Source organism: Clostridium sp. CM039, from assembly GCF_055081075.1.
Map to the genome: position 1 here is coordinate 381,369 of NZ_CM143649.1, position 17,430 is coordinate 398,798.

18 protein-coding genes and 1 pseudogene are annotated in these 17,430 nt (G+C 31.9%); 18 read left to right on the forward strand and 1 reads right to left on the reverse strand.

What is annotated here, in order from left to right; translation table 11 throughout:
- The first annotated feature begins 4 nt into the window (after window positions 1-4).
- Genes ACWJJ2_RS01740 through ACWJJ2_RS01750 form a run of 3 tightly spaced genes read left to right on the forward strand, consistent with a single transcriptional unit; the run spans window position 5 to window position 2,711 of the window.
- The gene (locus ACWJJ2_RS01740) at window positions 5-967 is read left to right on the forward strand and encodes a sulfide/dihydroorotate dehydrogenase-like FAD/NAD-binding protein (RefSeq protein ID WP_216302523.1); all 963 of its coding nucleotides are present in this window, start codon (window positions 5-7) and stop codon (window positions 965-967) included.
- Entirely contained in the window at window positions 964-2,241 is a 1,278-nt protein-coding gene (locus tag ACWJJ2_RS01745; protein ID WP_216302524.1) for an FAD-dependent oxidoreductase, read from the forward strand. The genes ACWJJ2_RS01740 and ACWJJ2_RS01745 overlap by 4 nt, the downstream gene beginning before the upstream one ends.
- Before the next feature lie 47 nt (window positions 2,242-2,288).
- Window positions 2,289-2,711 (forward strand): putative ABC transporter permease, encoded by a 423-nt coding sequence (locus ACWJJ2_RS01750; protein WP_462953750.1) that lies wholly within the window; start codon window positions 2,289-2,291, stop codon window positions 2,709-2,711.
- Window positions 2,712-2,907: 196 nt separating this feature from the next.
- Here ACWJJ2_RS01750 and ACWJJ2_RS01755 read toward each other — a convergent pair whose 3' ends face one another.
- The gene (locus ACWJJ2_RS01755; RefSeq protein ID WP_165413675.1) at window positions 2,908-3,093 is read right to left on the reverse strand and encodes a hypothetical protein; all 186 of its coding nucleotides are present in this window, start codon (window positions 3,091-3,093) and stop codon (window positions 2,908-2,910) included.
- 321 nt (window positions 3,094-3,414) lie between these two features.
- On the opposite strand from ACWJJ2_RS01755, the gene ACWJJ2_RS01760 reads away from it, so the two are divergent.
- From ACWJJ2_RS01760 to rsmB, 15 genes and pseudogenes are all read left to right on the forward strand, one after another.
- On the forward strand, window positions 3,415-3,558 hold the full coding sequence (locus ACWJJ2_RS01760; protein ID WP_165413676.1) for a hypothetical protein: 144 nt from the start codon (window positions 3,415-3,417) through the stop codon (window positions 3,556-3,558).
- Window positions 3,559-3,836: 278 nt separating this feature from the next.
- Entirely contained in the window at window positions 3,837-4,037 is a 201-nt protein-coding gene (locus ACWJJ2_RS01765; protein ID WP_165413677.1) for a hypothetical protein, read from the forward strand.
- Between the two features lie 256 nt (window positions 4,038-4,293).
- Entirely contained in the window at window positions 4,294-5,289 is a 996-nt protein-coding gene (locus ACWJJ2_RS01770) for an asparaginase (protein WP_165413678.1), read from the forward strand.
- A 149-nt stretch (window positions 5,290-5,438) separates the two neighbouring features.
- Window positions 5,439-6,794: an NCS2 family permease gene (locus ACWJJ2_RS01775; protein ID WP_165413679.1), complete on the forward strand. Its 1,356-nt coding sequence runs from the start codon at window positions 5,439-5,441 to the stop codon at window positions 6,792-6,794.
- Between the two features lie 231 nt (window positions 6,795-7,025).
- Window positions 7,026-8,180: pseudogene (locus tag ACWJJ2_RS01780) on the forward strand (aminotransferase class I/II-fold pyridoxal phosphate-dependent enzyme).
- A 339-nt stretch (window positions 8,181-8,519) separates the two neighbouring features.
- On the forward strand, window positions 8,520-9,398 hold the full coding sequence (locus tag ACWJJ2_RS01785; protein WP_165413680.1) for a YicC/YloC family endoribonuclease: 879 nt from the start codon (window positions 8,520-8,522) through the stop codon (window positions 9,396-9,398).
- Between the two features lie 14 nt (window positions 9,399-9,412).
- Window positions 9,413-9,685 carry an extracellular matrix/biofilm regulator RemA gene (remA, locus tag ACWJJ2_RS01790; RefSeq protein WP_165413681.1) on the forward strand — a complete coding sequence of 91 codons (273 nt, stop codon included), beginning with the start codon at window positions 9,413-9,415 and terminating at the stop codon, window positions 9,683-9,685.
- Window positions 9,685-10,296, forward strand: a complete 612-nt coding sequence (gene gmk / locus ACWJJ2_RS01795; protein ID WP_165413682.1) for a guanylate kinase — start codon at window positions 9,685-9,687, stop codon at window positions 10,294-10,296. Before remA ends, gmk begins: the two co-directional genes overlap by 1 nt.
- Entirely contained in the window at window positions 10,289-10,507 is a 219-nt protein-coding gene (gene rpoZ, locus ACWJJ2_RS01800) for a DNA-directed RNA polymerase subunit omega (RefSeq protein WP_165413683.1), read from the forward strand. The genes gmk and rpoZ overlap by 8 nt, the downstream gene beginning before the upstream one ends.
- Before the next feature lies 1 nt (window position 10,508).
- On the forward strand, window positions 10,509-11,699 hold the full coding sequence (gene coaBC, locus ACWJJ2_RS01805) for a bifunctional phosphopantothenoylcysteine decarboxylase/phosphopantothenate--cysteine ligase CoaBC (protein ID WP_216302526.1): 1,191 nt from the start codon (window positions 10,509-10,511) through the stop codon (window positions 11,697-11,699).
- A gap of 48 nt (window positions 11,700-11,747) precedes the next feature.
- Window positions 11,748-13,949 (forward strand): primosomal protein N', encoded by a 2,202-nt coding sequence (priA, locus tag ACWJJ2_RS01810; RefSeq protein WP_216302527.1) that lies wholly within the window; start codon window positions 11,748-11,750, stop codon window positions 13,947-13,949.
- Between the two features lie 40 nt (window positions 13,950-13,989).
- The gene (def, locus tag ACWJJ2_RS01815) at window positions 13,990-14,442 is read left to right on the forward strand and encodes a peptide deformylase (RefSeq protein WP_165413686.1); all 453 of its coding nucleotides are present in this window, start codon (window positions 13,990-13,992) and stop codon (window positions 14,440-14,442) included.
- 1 nt (window position 14,443) lies between these two features.
- Entirely contained in the window at window positions 14,444-15,373 is a 930-nt protein-coding gene (fmt, locus tag ACWJJ2_RS01820) for a methionyl-tRNA formyltransferase (protein WP_216302528.1), read from the forward strand.
- Window positions 15,374-15,388: 15 nt separating this feature from the next.
- Window positions 15,389-16,066, forward strand: a complete 678-nt coding sequence (locus ACWJJ2_RS01825) for a zinc metallopeptidase (protein WP_216302529.1) — start codon at window positions 15,389-15,391, stop codon at window positions 16,064-16,066.
- Window positions 16,067-16,093: 27 nt separating this feature from the next.
- Window positions 16,094-17,422 carry a 16S rRNA (cytosine(967)-C(5))-methyltransferase RsmB gene (gene rsmB / locus ACWJJ2_RS01830; RefSeq protein ID WP_216302530.1) on the forward strand — a complete coding sequence of 443 codons (1,329 nt, stop codon included), beginning with the start codon at window positions 16,094-16,096 and terminating at the stop codon, window positions 17,420-17,422.
- The last annotated feature ends 8 nt before the right edge of the window (window positions 17,423-17,430 follow it).

The window sequence follows — 17,430 nt, forward strand, 5'->3', positions numbered from 1 at the left end:
TAGTTTGGCGTCTCAACCATGTCCTTGCCATCTGGCAGAAACAGGGGACTGCATATTATGTTCACAGCTAGCAGGTAAAGATTTCTGCGACTGCTGCAACTTTAATGGGGTATGTATATATCAAGAATATGTTTCAAACAATTTTAAAGCTAAAGAGGGTAGGAAATATTATCATTGTAAAATATTAGAAAAAAATAAATTAGAGGACAATGTTATTATACTTACAGTAGGTGCAAGTGATAAATTGGTAAGTGAATTAGTTTATGCGGGAAGTTATATTTTTGCACGAAGACCAGATACAGAAACGAGGTTTGATACGCCAATATCAATATTGGATACGGATACCAGAAATAATACTATAACTATTGCTATAGAACTTAAGGGGACTAAAACCAAAGCATTAGATTTGTTAAAGCTAGGGGAAGAGTTGCTTGTAAAAGGGCCATTTTGGAATGGTACTTTAGGACTAAAAAACATATATAAAGTTAAAAATAGTATATGCTTAATTGTAGCACGAGGTATAGGGCAGGCACCTATGATACCAGTACTTAAATATTTGCATGCAAATAATAATGAAAATATAGTTGTGCTTGATAATTCCCCTTATAAAAATAGTTTTGTGAGTGAGTATTTAGAAAAGTATGCTTCAAAAGTTATACAGTGCAATACTATAGAGAATGGAAGAGTAACAGATGAATTTAATAATATATTAAATGATTTAATTAGTAATAATAACATTAGTTTAGTTCACTGTGATGCTGCAGATGTTTTAAATTATGAATTGATGAAGGTCGTAGAAGATATGGACAAAAACATTAAATATTCTTGTTGTAATAATGCCAAAATGTGCTGTGGAGAAGGTGTGTGTGGCTGTTGCACAAGAATAAATAACGACCTTAAATTAAGGCGGCTCTGCAAAATGCAGACAGAACCTAAATATGTATTAGAAGGGAGGAGAATATTTTGAAGGTTATCGTAATTGGTGGTGGGTGGTCTGGTTGCAGCGCGGCAATAATAGCAAAAAAAGCAGGAGCTACGGTTGCGTTATATGAAAAAACAGATATGCTCTTAGGACTTGGCAATGTAGGCGGTATAATGAGAAATAATGGAAGGTATACTGCGGCAGAAGAAATGATAGCGCTTGGGGCAGGAGATTTAATACATTTGACTGATGAAAACACTAGACATAAAAATATTGATTTTCCGGGGCATAAACATGCCTGGCTTTACGATGTAAACAAGATCGAACCAGCAGTAGTAAAATATTTAAAAGCTATGGATATAGAATTAAACATGATAACAAGAGTGGTAGATGTTGAAAAAGAAGGCAATAGAATAAAAGGAATATATCTATCAGACGGGGAATATGTTGAGGCAGATGTATTTATAGAAACTACAGGTTCAACAGGGCCAATGGGTAACTGCTTAAAATATGGAAATGGATGTTCAATGTGTATTTTAAGATGTCCAGCTTTTGGGCCAAGGGTAAGCATAAGCTACAGAGCAGGAGTTGAAGACTTAAAAGGAGAAAGACAAGAAGACGTATATGGAGCTTTTAGCGGCTCGTGTAAACTAGCTAAGGATTCTTTAGCCGATGACGTTGTAAAACAACTAGATGAAGCAGGAGTGGTTGTTTTGAAGATTCCAGAAGAAGATATAAATTTAGAAAAACTTAAATTAAAGGTATGTCAGCAGTATGCCCTTAAAGAATTTGCAGAAAATGTAATTTTATTAGATACAGGTCATGTAAAGCTTATGACTTCATATTATCCATTAGATAAGTTAAGAAAAATTAAAGGACTTGAAAATGCAAAATATATAGATCCATATGCAGGGGGAAAGGGAAACTCTATAAGGTATCTATCAGTAGCTCCAAGGACAAATAGTATGAAGGTTATAGGCCTGGATAATTTGTTCTGTGCAGGCGAGAAGTCTGGATTATTTGTAGGTCACACAGAAGCAATGATAACAGGGGCTTTAGCCGGACACAATGCCATAAGAAATTATATAGGAATGCCTCTTTTGATGTTGCCAAGGTCCCTTGCCGTTGGAGACATAATGGCCTATGCGAATGAAAAAATGAAATCTAAAGAAGGAAGAAGAAACAGATATACTTTTGCGGGAGCGGGGTATTTTAAGAGAATGCAAGAACTTGGACTTTATACTTTAGATAAAGATGAAATTAAGGGGAAAGTAGAAAAACTAAATTTAACTAATATATTTAATGAAAAACTTATATAAAAGAGGGTTAGTAGTATATTTTACAAGGTAATACACACAATATTCTCATGTGGAAAAGATTTATTATATACGGATTTTTAGGGCTTTTAGCAGAGATTTTGTGGAATGGGTTTGGAGCAATGATTAAGGGCGATGTATTACTTAGGGGCACTACCTGTATCTGGATGTTTCCTATATATGGGCTTGCTGTATTTCTTGAACCTGTGCATTATAGGATAAAACATCTTCCGCTTATTGTGAGGGGAGGCATATATATGGTCCTTATATTTGCAGTAGAATTAATTAGCGGACTACTGCTTAGGGCGTTTTTAGGTGAGTGTCCATGGAACTATGTAAATAAAAAAAATTCAATATGTGGGATAATTACATTAGGTTATGCACCGGTATGGATGGCCTACGGAATTATGTTTGAAAAAATACATGATGTTATAGTACGCATTGAAAACAGTCTCAGTGGTAATTCTAATTAGGTTTAGATTAGGTCTTAAAAATTATAAAAACTTGATGACGTAGGTTTAATGTAACAAGTACATTAAACTTACTTCATCAAGTTTTCGTTTATTATATAGGAAACAGCTTGCGGAACTGAAATGATGCATTAATAGAAATATTTGCTTTTTTCTTTTTTATTATGAGTTTACTGTTAATATAATTTGAAATTGGAATTTAAAAATAAATGTATAGCATTTTATAAGTATAGTAAAGTAATAACATAGCTAGAATACCCACTATAATCCAAAAAACAGCTAGTTTATAATCGTTTTTTTTTACCTTTGGAGTGAAAACATCAACAATATTATTAAGTGGTTTATTAATTTCTTCATGTATAATTTTTTTAAAGTCATTGTCCATTTAATACACCTCATTAATCAATTACTTATTTATATATATTATCTACATATAAATTAATATTCCATTTGTGAATAATTCCATGATTATTATAAATTTTATCATTCAATTGTGGAAATAAACTAAAATAATTGATTGTAAAACTAAAACTTTGACATATATGAAAATAAATTCTAAGTAAAGATGCTGGGTATAATAAATATTATATTGAGGAAAATAATAAAGTGAATGTAAAGAATTTTAACACAAATATCGTTATTGAGGTAAAAGTTTCAGACTTTATTTAAAAGCGGAACATAATTAAATTTGAAGGGAGTTTTAACGATGCCTGATCATCAACATGTTGGAGGTAGTAAAAATAGTAATATTGATGTTAAACGCGACGATATCAATAAACCTAAGAAAAGCAAAGGGGATAAGAAAAAACCACCTTTGTATGAAAATTTCAATGGAAAAACCCTTGATTAGGTTATAAAACTAGTGGCTAGTATTGCGTGCCTAAATCAAATGAATACATGTGGCTTAGATTATATTAGATATATGAAGGAGGTTAATAATATGCAAAAAGGCAAAAAAAGTGAAGTTAATGGTCAAGAAATTAATATTGGGACTAAAAGAACAGATGCTAGCGATAAGCAGAAAGGTGTGAAGAAAGAAAAAAGAAATTAAAATAAATTTTCATACTAAAAGCTACAGTTTTTTTTAGTTTAAAGTCTTAACTATAAAAAGAAAAGGAGTGTGATTTAATGATAAGTAAAATAGAGGATTTTATAAGTGAAGGTTATAAAATAATGAAGTTTGAACGTGATATTGATAAAGTTACTGGTCAAGAGGTAGGGAAGATTGAAGTTAAGGCGTTAGACGGATATAGGCAGTATATAACCTTAGATGATAATTGTGCCGATGAAATAGAAAAAAAATTATTTGAATATTTAAAAAGTAAATAGTATGGTTCTCTAGCTACCAAATCCATAAACGATTATGTAGTAATAAATTATGTATAATGAAAATGATGTTAATAAGATATGCTTATAACTATAAGCATATCTTATTTTTTTGTTAGACCGGCAGGTGAGTATGCAAATACACGAAAAATTCATTTGCTAATATTTGTGTGATAAGCTATTTAAGGTTATAATTATTTTACAGTTTAAAAATAAACAAAAAAATATCTGTTTTTAATAAGGGTAGGAGGAATTTTAATTGAAAAAAGTTGTGGTTATTTTTAATGGAGGAACAATCTCTATGACGGTTGACCAAAGAATAAAGGCTGCGGTTCCAACGCTAAGTGGAGAAGAAATAATGTCTATGGTTACGGGAATTGAAAATTATGCAGAAATAGAATCACATACTTTTTCAAATTTACCGGGACCTCATGTGACACCGGAACTAATGATGGATTTATCTAAATATATACAAAGTTTTTTATGTAGAGACGATATATGTGGGGTTGTAGTTACTCATGGTACAGATTCACTTGAGGAAACAGCGTATCTGTTACACCTAACTATTGATAATCCAAAGCCTGTAATTGTTACAGGATCAATGAGAAATAGTTCGGAGCTTGGATATGATGGCCCAGCAAATTTATCAGCTTCCATCTGTACCGCTATTTCGGAAGATGCACGTAATAGGGGCGTATTAGTATGTTTAAATGACGAACTTAATTGTGCTGGAGAGGTTACTAAATCACATTCAATGCACTTAAATACTTTTCAGAGCCCAGAGTTTGGACCAATAGGGATTATAGATAATAATGAAGCAATATTCTATAGGGAAAGTTTAAAAAAAGAACATATTATAACAGAAAAAATAGAAACTAGAGTAGATTTAATAAAAGCTTGTGCTGGGATGGATTCGAAATTAATTGACTTTTGTGTGCAGCAAGGGGCAAGAGGGATTGTTATTGAAGCTATGGGAAGAGGAAATATTCCACCTAAAATGGCGGATGGAGTAAAATCAGCTATAGAAAATGGAGTGACAGTAGTTATGGTATCTAGATGTTTTAAAGGACGAGTATTAGATTCTTATGGATATCCAGGTGGTGGAAAAGAACTTAGAAATGATGGTGTGATTTTTGGAGATAGCCTGCCAGGCCAAAAAGCTAGAATTAAACTTATGCTTGCACTTGCAAGTACAACTAGGAGAGAAGAAATTAAATGCATATTTGAAAGCGGTCGGTACAAAAGCCGAATTTAAAAAACAAATTAAGCTTAAATATTCGTGATGGTATTGACGTACATGCCTATTTTTGTTATTATGTTTGTATAAAAGTAAAATAACCACTATGGTTTATTAATAACCATAGTGGTTTTATTTTGTATTGCAAACACATGGAGGGAAACTAAATGGAATATTTTAAATTGAAAGAAAACGGAAGTGACGTAAAAAAGGAAGTTATTGGAGGGATAACTACATTTTTAACCATGGCATACATTATTGCGGTTAATGCAAACACATTAGGTAATCCTGGTGTAGGAATGCCTGTACCCGCTATAGTAACTGTAACTTGTTTAACAGCGGCTTTCGCTACTATATTTATGGGGTTATATGCTAACTTGCCCTTTGCTTTAGCACCAGGAATGGGATTAAATGCATTCTTTGCATATACTGTAGTAATAGGAATGAAAGTTCCGTGGCAAGTAGCATTAGCAGCTGTCTTTGTAGAAGGAATTATTTTTATTATATTATCATTAACTAATGTTCGCGAAGCTGTAGTTAATGCTATACCAACAACTTTAAAATTGGCAGTTACCGCAGGTATTGGACTTTTCATTGCATTTATTGGTTTTGTAGATGCTGGTATTGTAGTTACTAATAAAGCAACAAAGGTTTCTATGGGTAGTTTTAGAAGTCCTACAGTATTAATAACTGTAATAGGAGTAATTATAATAGTGGTGTTGTCTAAAAAGAAAGTTAAAGGGGCTATATTATGGGGAATAGTTGCAAGTACAGTATTGGCTTGGTTATTTGCAATAATATTACCAGAAGCTGCAGCAACTTATAAAATAGGTACACCACAAGGTATATTTAAATTTGAATCAATAAAACCAATTGCAGGTAAACTAGATTTTTCATACTTAACTGATACAACTAGAATATTGGGATTTATGACAATAGTCTTAACGTTTTTATTTGTTGACTTTTTTGATACTGTAGGAACTTTAGTAGGAGTTGCTTCAAAGGTTGGAATGCTTGATAAAGATGGTAAGGTAAAAAATGCTGGACGTGCGTTACTAGTAGATGCCGTTGGTACTACTGTGGGAGCTTTTCTTGGTACATCAACTGTAACCACTTTTGTAGAAAGCTCAGCGGGAGTTGCAGAAGGTGCTAGGACTGGACTCGCTTCCGTTGTAACAGGAATATTATTTTTAATAGCAATGTTCTTTTCACCTTTGTTCATTGCAATACCATCATGTGCAACTGCACCTGCTTTGATAATTGTAGGATTCTTTATGATGGAGAATATAGTTAAAATAGATTTCAGTGATTTTACAGAGGGAGTTCCTGCTTTCCTAACAATCGCATTAATGCCTTTGACTTATAGTATTGGAGATGGTTTAACTATAGGTATTCTTTCTTATGCGGTGTTAAACCTAGTAAACAATATATTTACTAGGGATGCTAGTAAAAAGAAGAAGGTTTCAGTTGTAATTTATATCTTAGCAGTATTGTTTATTATCAAATTAATTGTAACTGGTTAAATTATCTGTAAAGCAGTAATAATATGTGTATTATGAATATACTAGAGCATGATAGTATAACTTATCGTGCTTTAGTATATTTTTTAACGAAAATTTAGAAGTCATTAATATTGTAGTTTTGAATATAATAAATAACTTCGACAGTGATTTAACGCGGATAAGTAAAATAACTGTAACAAGGTTAGTGCCGCCCGAATAACATAATAAAAGAAATATATAAAGGGTGATATTATGAAAATAAATAATAGACTATCCAATGTTTATGAATATCATTTTAAAAAGATTAACGATAAAAAAAATGAAGCTTTGCTGAATGGGAAAAAAATTATTGACCTTAGTATAGGGGATCCAGATTTAACAGTTCATTCAAAAATTACCGATGCCTTAATAGAGGGATTAAAGGATGATAGATATAATAATTACCCTCCCTACGATGGGTTAATGGAACTTAAAAAAGCAGTTATAAGGTACTATAATCAGGTTTACAGCGTAAGTCTAAGTTTGGATGAAGTAATAATTCTTATAGGATCAAAAGAAGGTATAAGCAATATAATACCAGCTGTATGTGATATAGGGGATTGTGTAATAGTGCCTGAGCCTGCATATCCTGTTTACAGTACTTGTTCAAAACTCTGGGGTTGCGTGCCATATACTGTAGCCCTAACACAAAACAATGGATATATGATGAATCTTGAGGTCATCCCCGAAGAAATTGTTAAAAAATGTAAGCTTATTTTTATAAATTATCCCAATAATCCAACAGGTGCAGTAGCGGGTTCTGAGTTCTATAAGAGGATTATAAAGTTTTCTTATGATAATAATATTGTTTTATGCAATGATTCAGCATATAATGAAATAATTCAAGTAAATAAAAAAAATATAAGTCTTATGCAATATGATTAAAAAAGGAAATGCGTAGAGTTTGGAACTTTATCTAAAACTTACAATATGACAGGGTATAGAATAGGGTATGCTGTAGGTAATGCTAAGGTAATAAACTCTCTTTTAAAGATAAAAAGCAATTGTGACTCTGGTCAATTTATTCCAATTCAAAAGGCTGCTATTGCTGCTCTTAATTTAGAACGTGATTATATTCATAATACAAGAAAAATATATGATGAAAGACGTGAAGTTGCTAAAAGTGTTTTGCTACAAAAGAATGTTGATTTTTTTGATGCAGAGGGCACTTTTTATTTGTGGTGCAAAACACCTAAAAATTATACAACAAATGAGTATTGTGAAGAATTATTGGAGAATTATGGGATTGTGGTTACGCCTGGAAATGTATTTGGAAAACTTGGATACGATTATTTCCGTATAGCATTGACTAAAGATAAGCTTATTATTGAAAAAGCTTTAAAATCTCTAAAAAAATGTGGTGATTAATATTATTATTGGTATAATATAAATTATATAGGAAATATTTTAATATAAGGATGAGCTGTTTTTAAAATAAGTCGATTTATAATTTGATAACATTTCAGAAGGAAAATATCCTACTTATATAAGTGGGAGGTACATACTATAACAAAGAGAAAACTTCAGTAGAAGTATAAATTCCCTTCTGAATTCGTTAATATTGAATCACTTAAGTGAGAATTTAAAAGTATTTTTTTATATGAAAATCGTAATAAAGTGAGAACTTATAATTTTAGCTTGAAACTTAGGTGATAGTTTATGTATAATTATAAAGATTCACAATGAACATTGGAAGGATGCGTTGTTATGATTAGGAGTATGACTGGGTTTGGAAGAGGAAGTTGTGAAAAAGATGGTAAAAGCTTTACCATAGAGATTAAAAGTGTCAATCATAGATATTTCGAAACTAATATAAGAATGCCTAGAGTATTAATAGCGTTTGAGGATAAAATTCGGAAGATAATTGGTGAAAAAGTAAAAAGGGGAAAGCTTGATGTTTTTGTAACTCAAGGGAATTATGATAAGGAAGATGTTGAGGCTTATTTGAATGAAAAATTAGCTGAAAGCTATATAAACTGCTTTCGAACATTAAAAGATAAATATAATCTGGATGGCGACATTCTAGTTGACACAATAGCTAGATTGCCGGAGGTAATAACTCTTAAACAAAAGGAAGAAGAGGGTTCAGAAACTTTTGATCAGATTGAACAATCACTAAAAAAAGCTCTTGAAGCTCTTCTTTTTATGAGAGAAAGAGAAGGCCAAAAATTATTAGCGGATGTTATCATTAAATGTGATTTAATCAATGGGTTAGTTGAAAAAGTCAAGGAAAGAGCACCGTTTATTGTTTGTGAGTATAAAGAAAAACTAGTTCAAAAACTAAATGCTTTGCATAAAGAAGTAGGGTTTGATGAGAATAGAGTTGCCATGGAAGTTGCGATTTTTGCTGACAAAGCTGGAATTGATGAAGAAATTGTAAGATTAAATAGTCATATAGAGCAAATGAAGGAAACTTTAATTTTAGACGAACCAATTGGCAGAAAGCTTGATTTCATTATTCAAGAAATGAATAGAGAAACTAACACTATAGCATCAAAAGCAAATGATTTAGAAATTTTAAATACAGTAATTAATATGAAAAGCGAAATAGAAAAAATTAGAGAACAAATACAAAACATAGAATAAACAGGAGGCACACGATGAGTATAAAATTGATAAACATAGGTTTTGGGAACATTGTTTCAGCAAACAGATTAGTAGCCATAGTTAGTCCTGAATCGGCTCCAATTAAAAGAATAATTCAGGAAGCGAGAGATAGAGGTATGCTAATTGACGCCACTTATGGAAGAAGAACCAGAGCAGTTATTATAACTGATAGTGATCATGTTATTCTATCAGCTGTTCAACCTGAAACTGTTGCGCATAGGTTATCTGTTAAAGATGATGAAAGGTTAGACGAGGTTGATGAATAATGAGGAGTAAAGGACAGCTAATTGTTATTTCAGGCCCTTCTGGTGCTGGTAAAGGGACTGTATGCAAGGCGCTTCTCGAAAAAAACAATTTTTGGATTTCGGTCTCTGCGACTACAAGAAGCCCAAGAAGCGATGAAATAGAAGGAATAAACTATTATTTCATAACTAAAGAGAAATTCCTAGAAAAAATCGCATTAGAAGATTTTCTTGAATACGCAGAGGTTTATGGAAATTGTTATGGTACTCCTAAATCTGAAGTTCTAAAAATATTAGATGGCGGTAGGGATGTAATACTAGAAATAGATATTCAAGGCGCACTTAAGGTGAAAAGGGCTTATCCAAGCGGTTTATTTATTTTCATTCTTCCACCGTCTATGGAGGAATTGAAAAATAGAATTACAAATAGGGGCAGTGAAACGCCAGAGTCCTTAATTACTAGATTTACATCGGCGCATGAAGAAATTAGTTTTGTATCAAAATATGATTATGCAGTTGTAAATGACACTGTAGATAATGCTTGTGAAAAAATTCAAAGCATTGTAATTGCAGAAAGATGTAGAGTCGATAGAATGAATGGAGATTTTCTAAAGGAGGAAATTAGTAATGAATAATTCAATGATTAACCCATCAATAGTAAATTTATTAGAAAAAGTAGATAATAGGTATTCGTTAGTTGTAGCAACATCAAAAAGAGCAAGACAAATAATAGAAGGTCAAAGCCCACTTGTACAGGTAGATTCCACAAAGCCAGTTACTATATCTATACATGAAATTTATGAAGGAGCTATTGTGGCGATGACAACAAAAGAAGGAATAAAATAGTATGGAAAACAAAAAGACAGTAGTTATTGGTGTAACAGGTGGGATAGCAGTATATAAGGCTTTAGATGTTATTAGTAGATTAAGAAAAGAAAATGTTTGCGTACATGTTATCATGACTAAAGCGGCGTCGGAGTTTGTAACCCCTCTAAGTTTTCAATCTATGAGTCAGAACATTGTCATTCATGATATGTTTGATGAGCCTAAAGCATGGGAACTACAACATATATCTCTTGCTAAAAAAGCAGATCTATTTGCTGTAATTCCAGCAACGTCCAATATAATTGGTAAAGTTGCAAATGGGATTGCAGATGATATGTTAACTACTACTATTATGGCAACAAAGGCACCAGTGATTTTTGCTCCAGCAATGAATGTCAATATGTACAATAATCCAATACTGCAAGGTAATATTCAAAAGCTTAAGGCTTTTGGATATGATTTTATTGCGCCAACATCAGGAAGACTCGCCTGTGGGGACATAGGAGAAGGAAAGTTAGCACAAACTGAAGATATTTTTGAAGAAATCATGAGCAAGTTGTATCCTATAAAAGATATGAAAGGCACTAAAGTTTTAGTTACAGCTGGGCCTACAATTGCGCCTATTGATCCTGTAAGATTTATAACAAATAGGTCAACAGGCAAAATGGGATATGCAATTGCGAGAGAAGCTAGAGATAGAGGGGCGGTTGTAACTTTAGTATCTGGACCATCTGGTGAAAAAACACCTTTTGGTATAAATGCCATAAAGGTTAATACTAATGAAGAGATGAGAACTGCTGTAATAGATAATTTTTACGATAGTGATATAGTTATAAAAGCAGCAGCTGTATCTGACTTTAAGCCTAAAACATACTGTAGTAGCAAAATTAAGAAAAGTGGAAATGGATTAAACTTAGAATTTGTGCGTGATAATGATATTTTAAAAGAATTAGGATCGCTTAAGAAGAATCAAGTATTAGTGGGTTTTGCAGCTGAGAGTAATGATTTGCTACAAAATGCGCAATCAAAACTTCTTAAGAAAAATTTAGATTACATAATTGCCAATGATATAACGGGAACAGATATTGGGTTTGGAACTGAAGATAATAAAGTGATTATTTTAAGCAAAGACAATAGTCCAATAACAATAGACAAAATGCCAAAAAAAGAAGTTGCTAGGGAATTGTTTGATTTAATAAATAAAAAGCGCTAATGCGCTTTTTTATGTTATATAAAATCATAAAATTAAAAGGGTGATTAAGTGTATCAGTATGCTGGAGTTGTGGTGAATAATGATTCGGTTCAAGTGGATAAGGTTTTTACATATAAAATACCTATTAGATTAATAGGCAGTGTCCATTTAGGATTTAGAGTTAAAGTGCCATTTGGTAGAGGAAACAGGACAGTGGACGCTTTTGTATTGGAACTTTATAAGCAATGTGAGAATGTGAAGAATATTAAGGAGATAACAACTATATGTGATGAAATGCCACTCCTTAAAATAACTGATATTGAACTTGTAAAGATTATGAAAAAAAAATACCTTTGTACATATTTGGAATGCATAAAAGTTATTATTCCAAGAGGTATAACAAAAGGTATAAAGAATAAGACGATGCAAGTATTAACTGCGAGCAAGGAACTAGAAGGCAAATTTTTAAATGAACCTTACAAAAATATTTATGAGATAATACAATTAAATAATATGAAATATAATAAGACTGAGTTCAGTAAAAATTTTAATAAATCACTGTCATCAATAAATACAATGATTAAGCATGGATTCTTAACCACGCAAGAGGTTATAATTAATAGGTATAGCGAAAAAAACTATTCTAGGTATGAAGAAAAAACACTAAATGAAAGACAACAGCAGTCAGTTGATTTTATAATAAATTCTAAGGCGAAAAAATTCTTGATACATGGAGTTACAGGTAGTGGAAAGACTGAGATATACATGAATTTAGTTAGTTATATGTTAAAAGAGAATAAGCAGTCTATAATACTTATACCAGAAATATCGTTAACCCCACAAATGGTTGAAAGGTTTAAAGGTAGATTTGGACGTGATATAGCAGTTTTTCATAGTAGGCTATCAGATGGTGAGAGATATGACGAATGGATGAGAGTAAAGCTCGGAAATGTTAAAATTGCTATTGGGGCAAGGTCAGCTATATTTTTACCTTTTGAAAACTTAGGATTAATTGTTATAGATGAGGAACATGAAGCGAGTTATAAATCCGACAGTAATCCAAAATTTGATGCTCGTGAAATAGCTTATATGAAATGTGAACTAGAAAATTGCAAATTAATATTGGGGTCAGCTACTCCATCTATTGAAAGTTATTATAGGTCTACCATAAAGGAATTAGAATTAATTACTATTAATGAGAGGGCAGATGGTGCTGCCATGCCAAAAGTAGAAATCGTTGACATGCGCGAAGAGTTAATGAATAACAATCGTTCAATATTTAGTAAGCCACTGCATGAGGGTATTATTGAATCTCTAAGCAGAAACGAGCAGGTGATTTTGTTTTTAAATAGAAGAGGTTTTTCGACCTTCGTATCCTGTAGGAAATGTGGTTATGTTTTCAAATGCAAAAAATGTGATATATCATTAACCTACCATAATTCAAGTGAATACCTAACTTGCCATTATTGTGGAGAAAAAGAAAAAATAAGTAAAACATGTCCTAATTGTGGAAGTAGTTATGTTAAATATTTTGGAGTTGGAACAGAAAAAATTGAGCAAGAAATTAATAGGATTTTTCCAAGTGCAAAAACTCTAAGAATGGATTTTGACACAACTCGGAAAAAAAATTCTTATGAATATATATATAATACCTTTAAAAATAAACAGGCAGATATTTTAATTGGAACTCAGATGGTTGCTAAAGGATTAGATTTTAAAAATGTTACTTTAGTAGGAGTAATAGCTGCGGATTTATCATTGAATTTACCGGATTTCAGGGCTTTTGAGCGGACGTTTCAACTACTTACTCAAGTCTCAGGAAGAGCAGGTAGAGGTAAGAAAGAAGGCAAGGTAGTTATCCAAACATATAATGCTGACAATTTGACCATACAGTATGCAGCGGAGAATGACTATGATAGTTTCTATAAAAATGAAATCATGATGAGAAAAGTTATGGACTATCCACCTTTTACAAGTATTCTAGTCATAACTATGAGTTCTGAGGATGAAAATTTGTTAATAAAAAGTACACAAAATGTTGGTGAAAATTTAAAATATAAGATTAAAAACAATGATAAAATTACATTGCTAGGTCCATGCCCTTGTGGAGTTTCAAAAATTAAAAATTTCTATAGATGGCAAATTATAATTAAAGGAAATATTGAACAAACAATTGCAGAGGAAATAAAAAAATCGGTTTATGAATTGCTTAAGAATGTTTATACTAGTATACGAGTTAGTATAGATATTAATCCAAGTAACATGATCTAACAGCACCTTTGGTGATAATTAATGACAAGGAGGTTTTCGTATGGCTATAAGAACGATTAGAACCTATGGCGACGACATATTAAGGAGAAAAAGTAGAGTGGTAGATGAAATTAACCCTAGGATTCTATTATTAGTTAAAGATATGAAAGAAACTATGTATAAGTCTAAGGGAGTAGGGCTTGCTGCACCGCAGGTTGGCATTTTAAAGAGGATAGTAGTTATTGATGTTGGTAATGGACCTATGGCAATTATTAACCCACAGATTGTAGAAATACAAGGTTCACAAATAGACAATGAAGGTTGTTTAAGCATACCAGGAGTACAAAAAAATGTAGATAGGCCAGAAACAGTAAAAGTGAAGGCATTAAGTGAAAATGGAGAAGAGATAATAATAGATGGAGAAGGTCTTCTTGCAAGAGCACTCTGCCATGAAATTGATCATTTAGATGGGATATTATTTATAGACAAAGCAATAGAGGGTGAGGAAAAATAATATGAAGATAATTTTTATGGGTACGCCAGAATTTTCAGTGCCATCCCTTTCGCAACTTATAAATGAATTTGAAGTTTCTGCTGTTTTTACTCAGCCTGATAGACCAAAAGGAAGAGGTAAAAATTTAGCAATGTCCGCTGTTAAACAGTTAGCTGTGACTTATAATATACCGGTATATCAGCCTTTAAGACTCAGAAATAATGAAGAAATGATAGAAATGATTAAAAACTTAAAACCGGATTTTATTGTAGTAGTAGCGTTTGGACAAATCCTTCCAAAGGAAGTGCTTAGTATTCCTAAATATGGATGTATAAATCTACATGCATCTTTATTACCCAAATATAGAGGCGCGGCTCCTATAAATTGGTGTGTTATTAATGGTGAGAGTAAAAGTGGAAATACAACAATGCTTATGGATGTTGGTCTTGATACAGGTGATATACTTTTAACAGAGGAAATGGAACTGCCAGGTGTTATGTCTGCGGGAGAATTGCACGATATTCTTATGAATAGCGGAGCACAACTTTTAGTTAAAACAATAAATGGTATAGTAAGTAACGAAATAGAGCCAGTTAAACAGGAAAATGAATTTAGTTCATATGCTTCTAAGTTAGGCAAAGAAATGGCAAAGATAAATTGGGAATGTAGTAATGTTAATATTCATAATTTTATAAGAGGATTAAATCCATGGCCAATTGCATATACTCATTATGAGAATATAGTAATGAAAATATATAAGTCAAAAGTAATAAACGAACAATCAAATAAAATGATTGGGAGTATTATAGAGGTTTCAAAAGAAGGATTAAAGGTAGCGACTGGTAGTGGTGTTTTACTTATTGAAGAGATACAATTTCCGGGTAAGAAGCCTTTAAAAGTAAGGGATTATATAATAGGAAATAAGATAAATGAAGGTTCGATTTTGAAATAAGAAGGGGTGAATAATATGCTTTTTTATGATAATACTATGGTTGTATTATTGCCAGCTATAATTATATCAGGCTTAGCACAACTTAAAATTAAGTCTTCATTTAGTAAATACTCAAAGGTGAATAGTGCAAATGGATATACAGGGGAGAAGGTAGCTAGAATGCTACTTGATGATGGAGGGCTTTTTGATATACCAGTGGAAATAGTAGGTGGAAAGCTTACTGACCATTACGACCCTTCTAAACGAGTTATGAGGCTCTCCAAGGAGGTTTATAATGGGACAACAGTTGCAGCTATAGGGGTTGCGGCTCATGAAACTGGGCATGCGCTTCAAGACAAAGAAAAATATGCGCCTTTAAAAATAAGGAACGCTATAGTGCCAGCAGTTAATTTTAGTTCTAATGTATCCTGGTTACTATTTTTAATAGGAATAATTTTAAGTGTACCTTCTCTAGTGAATATTGGAATTATATTATTTTCAGCAGTGGTAGTATTCCAGTTAATTACCTTGCCAGTTGAATTTAATGCATCTAGTAGAGCACTTACAATTTTAGAATCCAAAAGTATACTTTATGGAGATGAAATAAAAGGAGCTAAAGCAGTATTGAGTGCAGCTGCTATGACATACGTGGCGGCAACACTTATGGCAGTTTCTCAGCTTATACGTCTTGTTCTTTTAAGTCGCGATAGATAAAATCAAATAGAAAATTGAGGTAATAACATGAACAATAGTAGGTTAGTAGCAATTGTAGTTATAGAAAAAGTAATAAATGAAAACGCTTATTCTAATATAGTTTTGGGTCTGGAACTTAATAAATCCGATTTAAATGATAAGGATAAAGCGTTAGTTACAGAAATAGTTTACGGTACTTTAAAATATAAATACACAATAGATAAAATATTGAGCAGTTTTTTAAAAAAAGGCTTTGAAAAGGTAGATAGTTTTGTTTTAAACATATTAAGAATATCAATATATCAAATTAGGTTTTTGGATAAAATACCAAGTTTTGCTGTGGTTAATGAGGCTGTAAACTTAACAAAAAAGATGAGTAATGTAGGAGCGGCACAATTTGTTAATGGAGTACTTAGAAACTATCTAAGGGGCGACACCGCGGTGTATTATAATGAAAAAAATGATATTGAAAGATTATGCTTTGAGTATTCCTTCACTAAGGCTTTAGCTAAACTCTTTATAAAGCAATATGGGATTGAAAGCGCTGAGAAAATTCTAAGTGGCTTAAATCAAAAACCTGATGTTACAGTTAGAGTTAATACTCTGAAATTAACTTATGAGGAAATATGGGAAAAACTTATAGAAAATGGGTATAATATAGAAAAAGGCTATGCGTGTTCTGAGGCAATACGAATTATTAAAGGGAAAAATATAGAGAATAACCTTTTATTTAATGAAGGAAGTATAACAGTCCAGGATGAAAGCGCAATGCTTACAGCTCTTTCTATGGACCTTTTGCCAAATCTAGAAGTATTAGATCTTTGTAGTGCACCAGGTGGAAAGACAACACACATTGCAGAAATTATGAAAAACACAGGACATATTTTTGCATTTGATTTACATGAAAATAAGTTATCATTAATAAAACAAAATTTAAATAGAATAGGAATTGTAAATACAACTTGTGATGTTATGGACGCTACAATTTATGATCCAAGTTTACTTCAATCTGCAGATAGGGTACTTATTGATGTACCTTGCTCTGGTCTTGGAATTATTAGAAAAAAACCTGAGATAAAGTGGAGTAAACATATAAAAGACATAGAAAATATAATTCACACACAAAGAAAAATAATGGAGAATGCTTCAAAATACATAAAAAAAGGTGGAGTACTTGTATATTCAACATGTACCCTTAATAAGGAAGAAAATGAAAGCAATATTGAATGGTTCCTAGAGTCTCATTCAGAATTTAAGATTGAACCAGTATTTTACGGTGAATTTGATAATATAAACTATAGTGATAAAGGGTATGTTACTATTTTACCGAATGAATACATGGATGGATTTTTCATAGCCAAAATTATAAAATCATAGTAGGTGTA

Coding starts and splice junctions, on each gene's coding strand:
- ACWJJ2_RS01750 (WP_462953750.1), top strand. CDS start 2,289: ATGTGGAAAAGATTTATTATATACGGATTTTTAGGGCTTTTAGCAGAG.
- ACWJJ2_RS01755 (WP_165413675.1), bottom strand. CDS start 3,093: ATGGACAATGACTTTAAAAAAATTATACATGAAGAAATTAATAAACCA.
- ACWJJ2_RS01760 (WP_165413676.1), top strand. CDS start 3,415: ATGCCTGATCATCAACATGTTGGAGGTAGTAAAAATAGTAATATTGAT.
- ACWJJ2_RS01765 (WP_165413677.1), top strand. CDS start 3,837: ATGATAAGTAAAATAGAGGATTTTATAAGTGAAGGTTATAAAATAATG.
- ACWJJ2_RS01775 (WP_165413679.1), top strand. CDS start 5,439: ATGGAATATTTTAAATTGAAAGAAAACGGAAGTGACGTAAAAAAGGAA.
- ACWJJ2_RS01785 (WP_165413680.1), top strand. CDS start 8,520: ATGATTAGGAGTATGACTGGGTTTGGAAGAGGAAGTTGTGAAAAAGAT.
- remA (WP_165413681.1), top strand. CDS start 9,413: ATGAGTATAAAATTGATAAACATAGGTTTTGGGAACATTGTTTCAGCA.
- gmk (WP_165413682.1), top strand. CDS start 9,685: ATGAGGAGTAAAGGACAGCTAATTGTTATTTCAGGCCCTTCTGGTGCT.
- rpoZ (WP_165413683.1), top strand. CDS start 10,289: ATGAATAATTCAATGATTAACCCATCAATAGTAAATTTATTAGAAAAA.
- coaBC (WP_216302526.1), top strand. CDS start 10,509: ATGGAAAACAAAAAGACAGTAGTTATTGGTGTAACAGGTGGGATAGCA.
- def (WP_165413686.1), top strand. CDS start 13,990: ATGGCTATAAGAACGATTAGAACCTATGGCGACGACATATTAAGGAGA.
- fmt (WP_216302528.1), top strand. CDS start 14,444: ATGAAGATAATTTTTATGGGTACGCCAGAATTTTCAGTGCCATCCCTT.
- ACWJJ2_RS01825 (WP_216302529.1), top strand. CDS start 15,389: ATGCTTTTTTATGATAATACTATGGTTGTATTATTGCCAGCTATAATT.
- rsmB (WP_216302530.1), top strand. CDS start 16,094: ATGAACAATAGTAGGTTAGTAGCAATTGTAGTTATAGAAAAAGTAATA.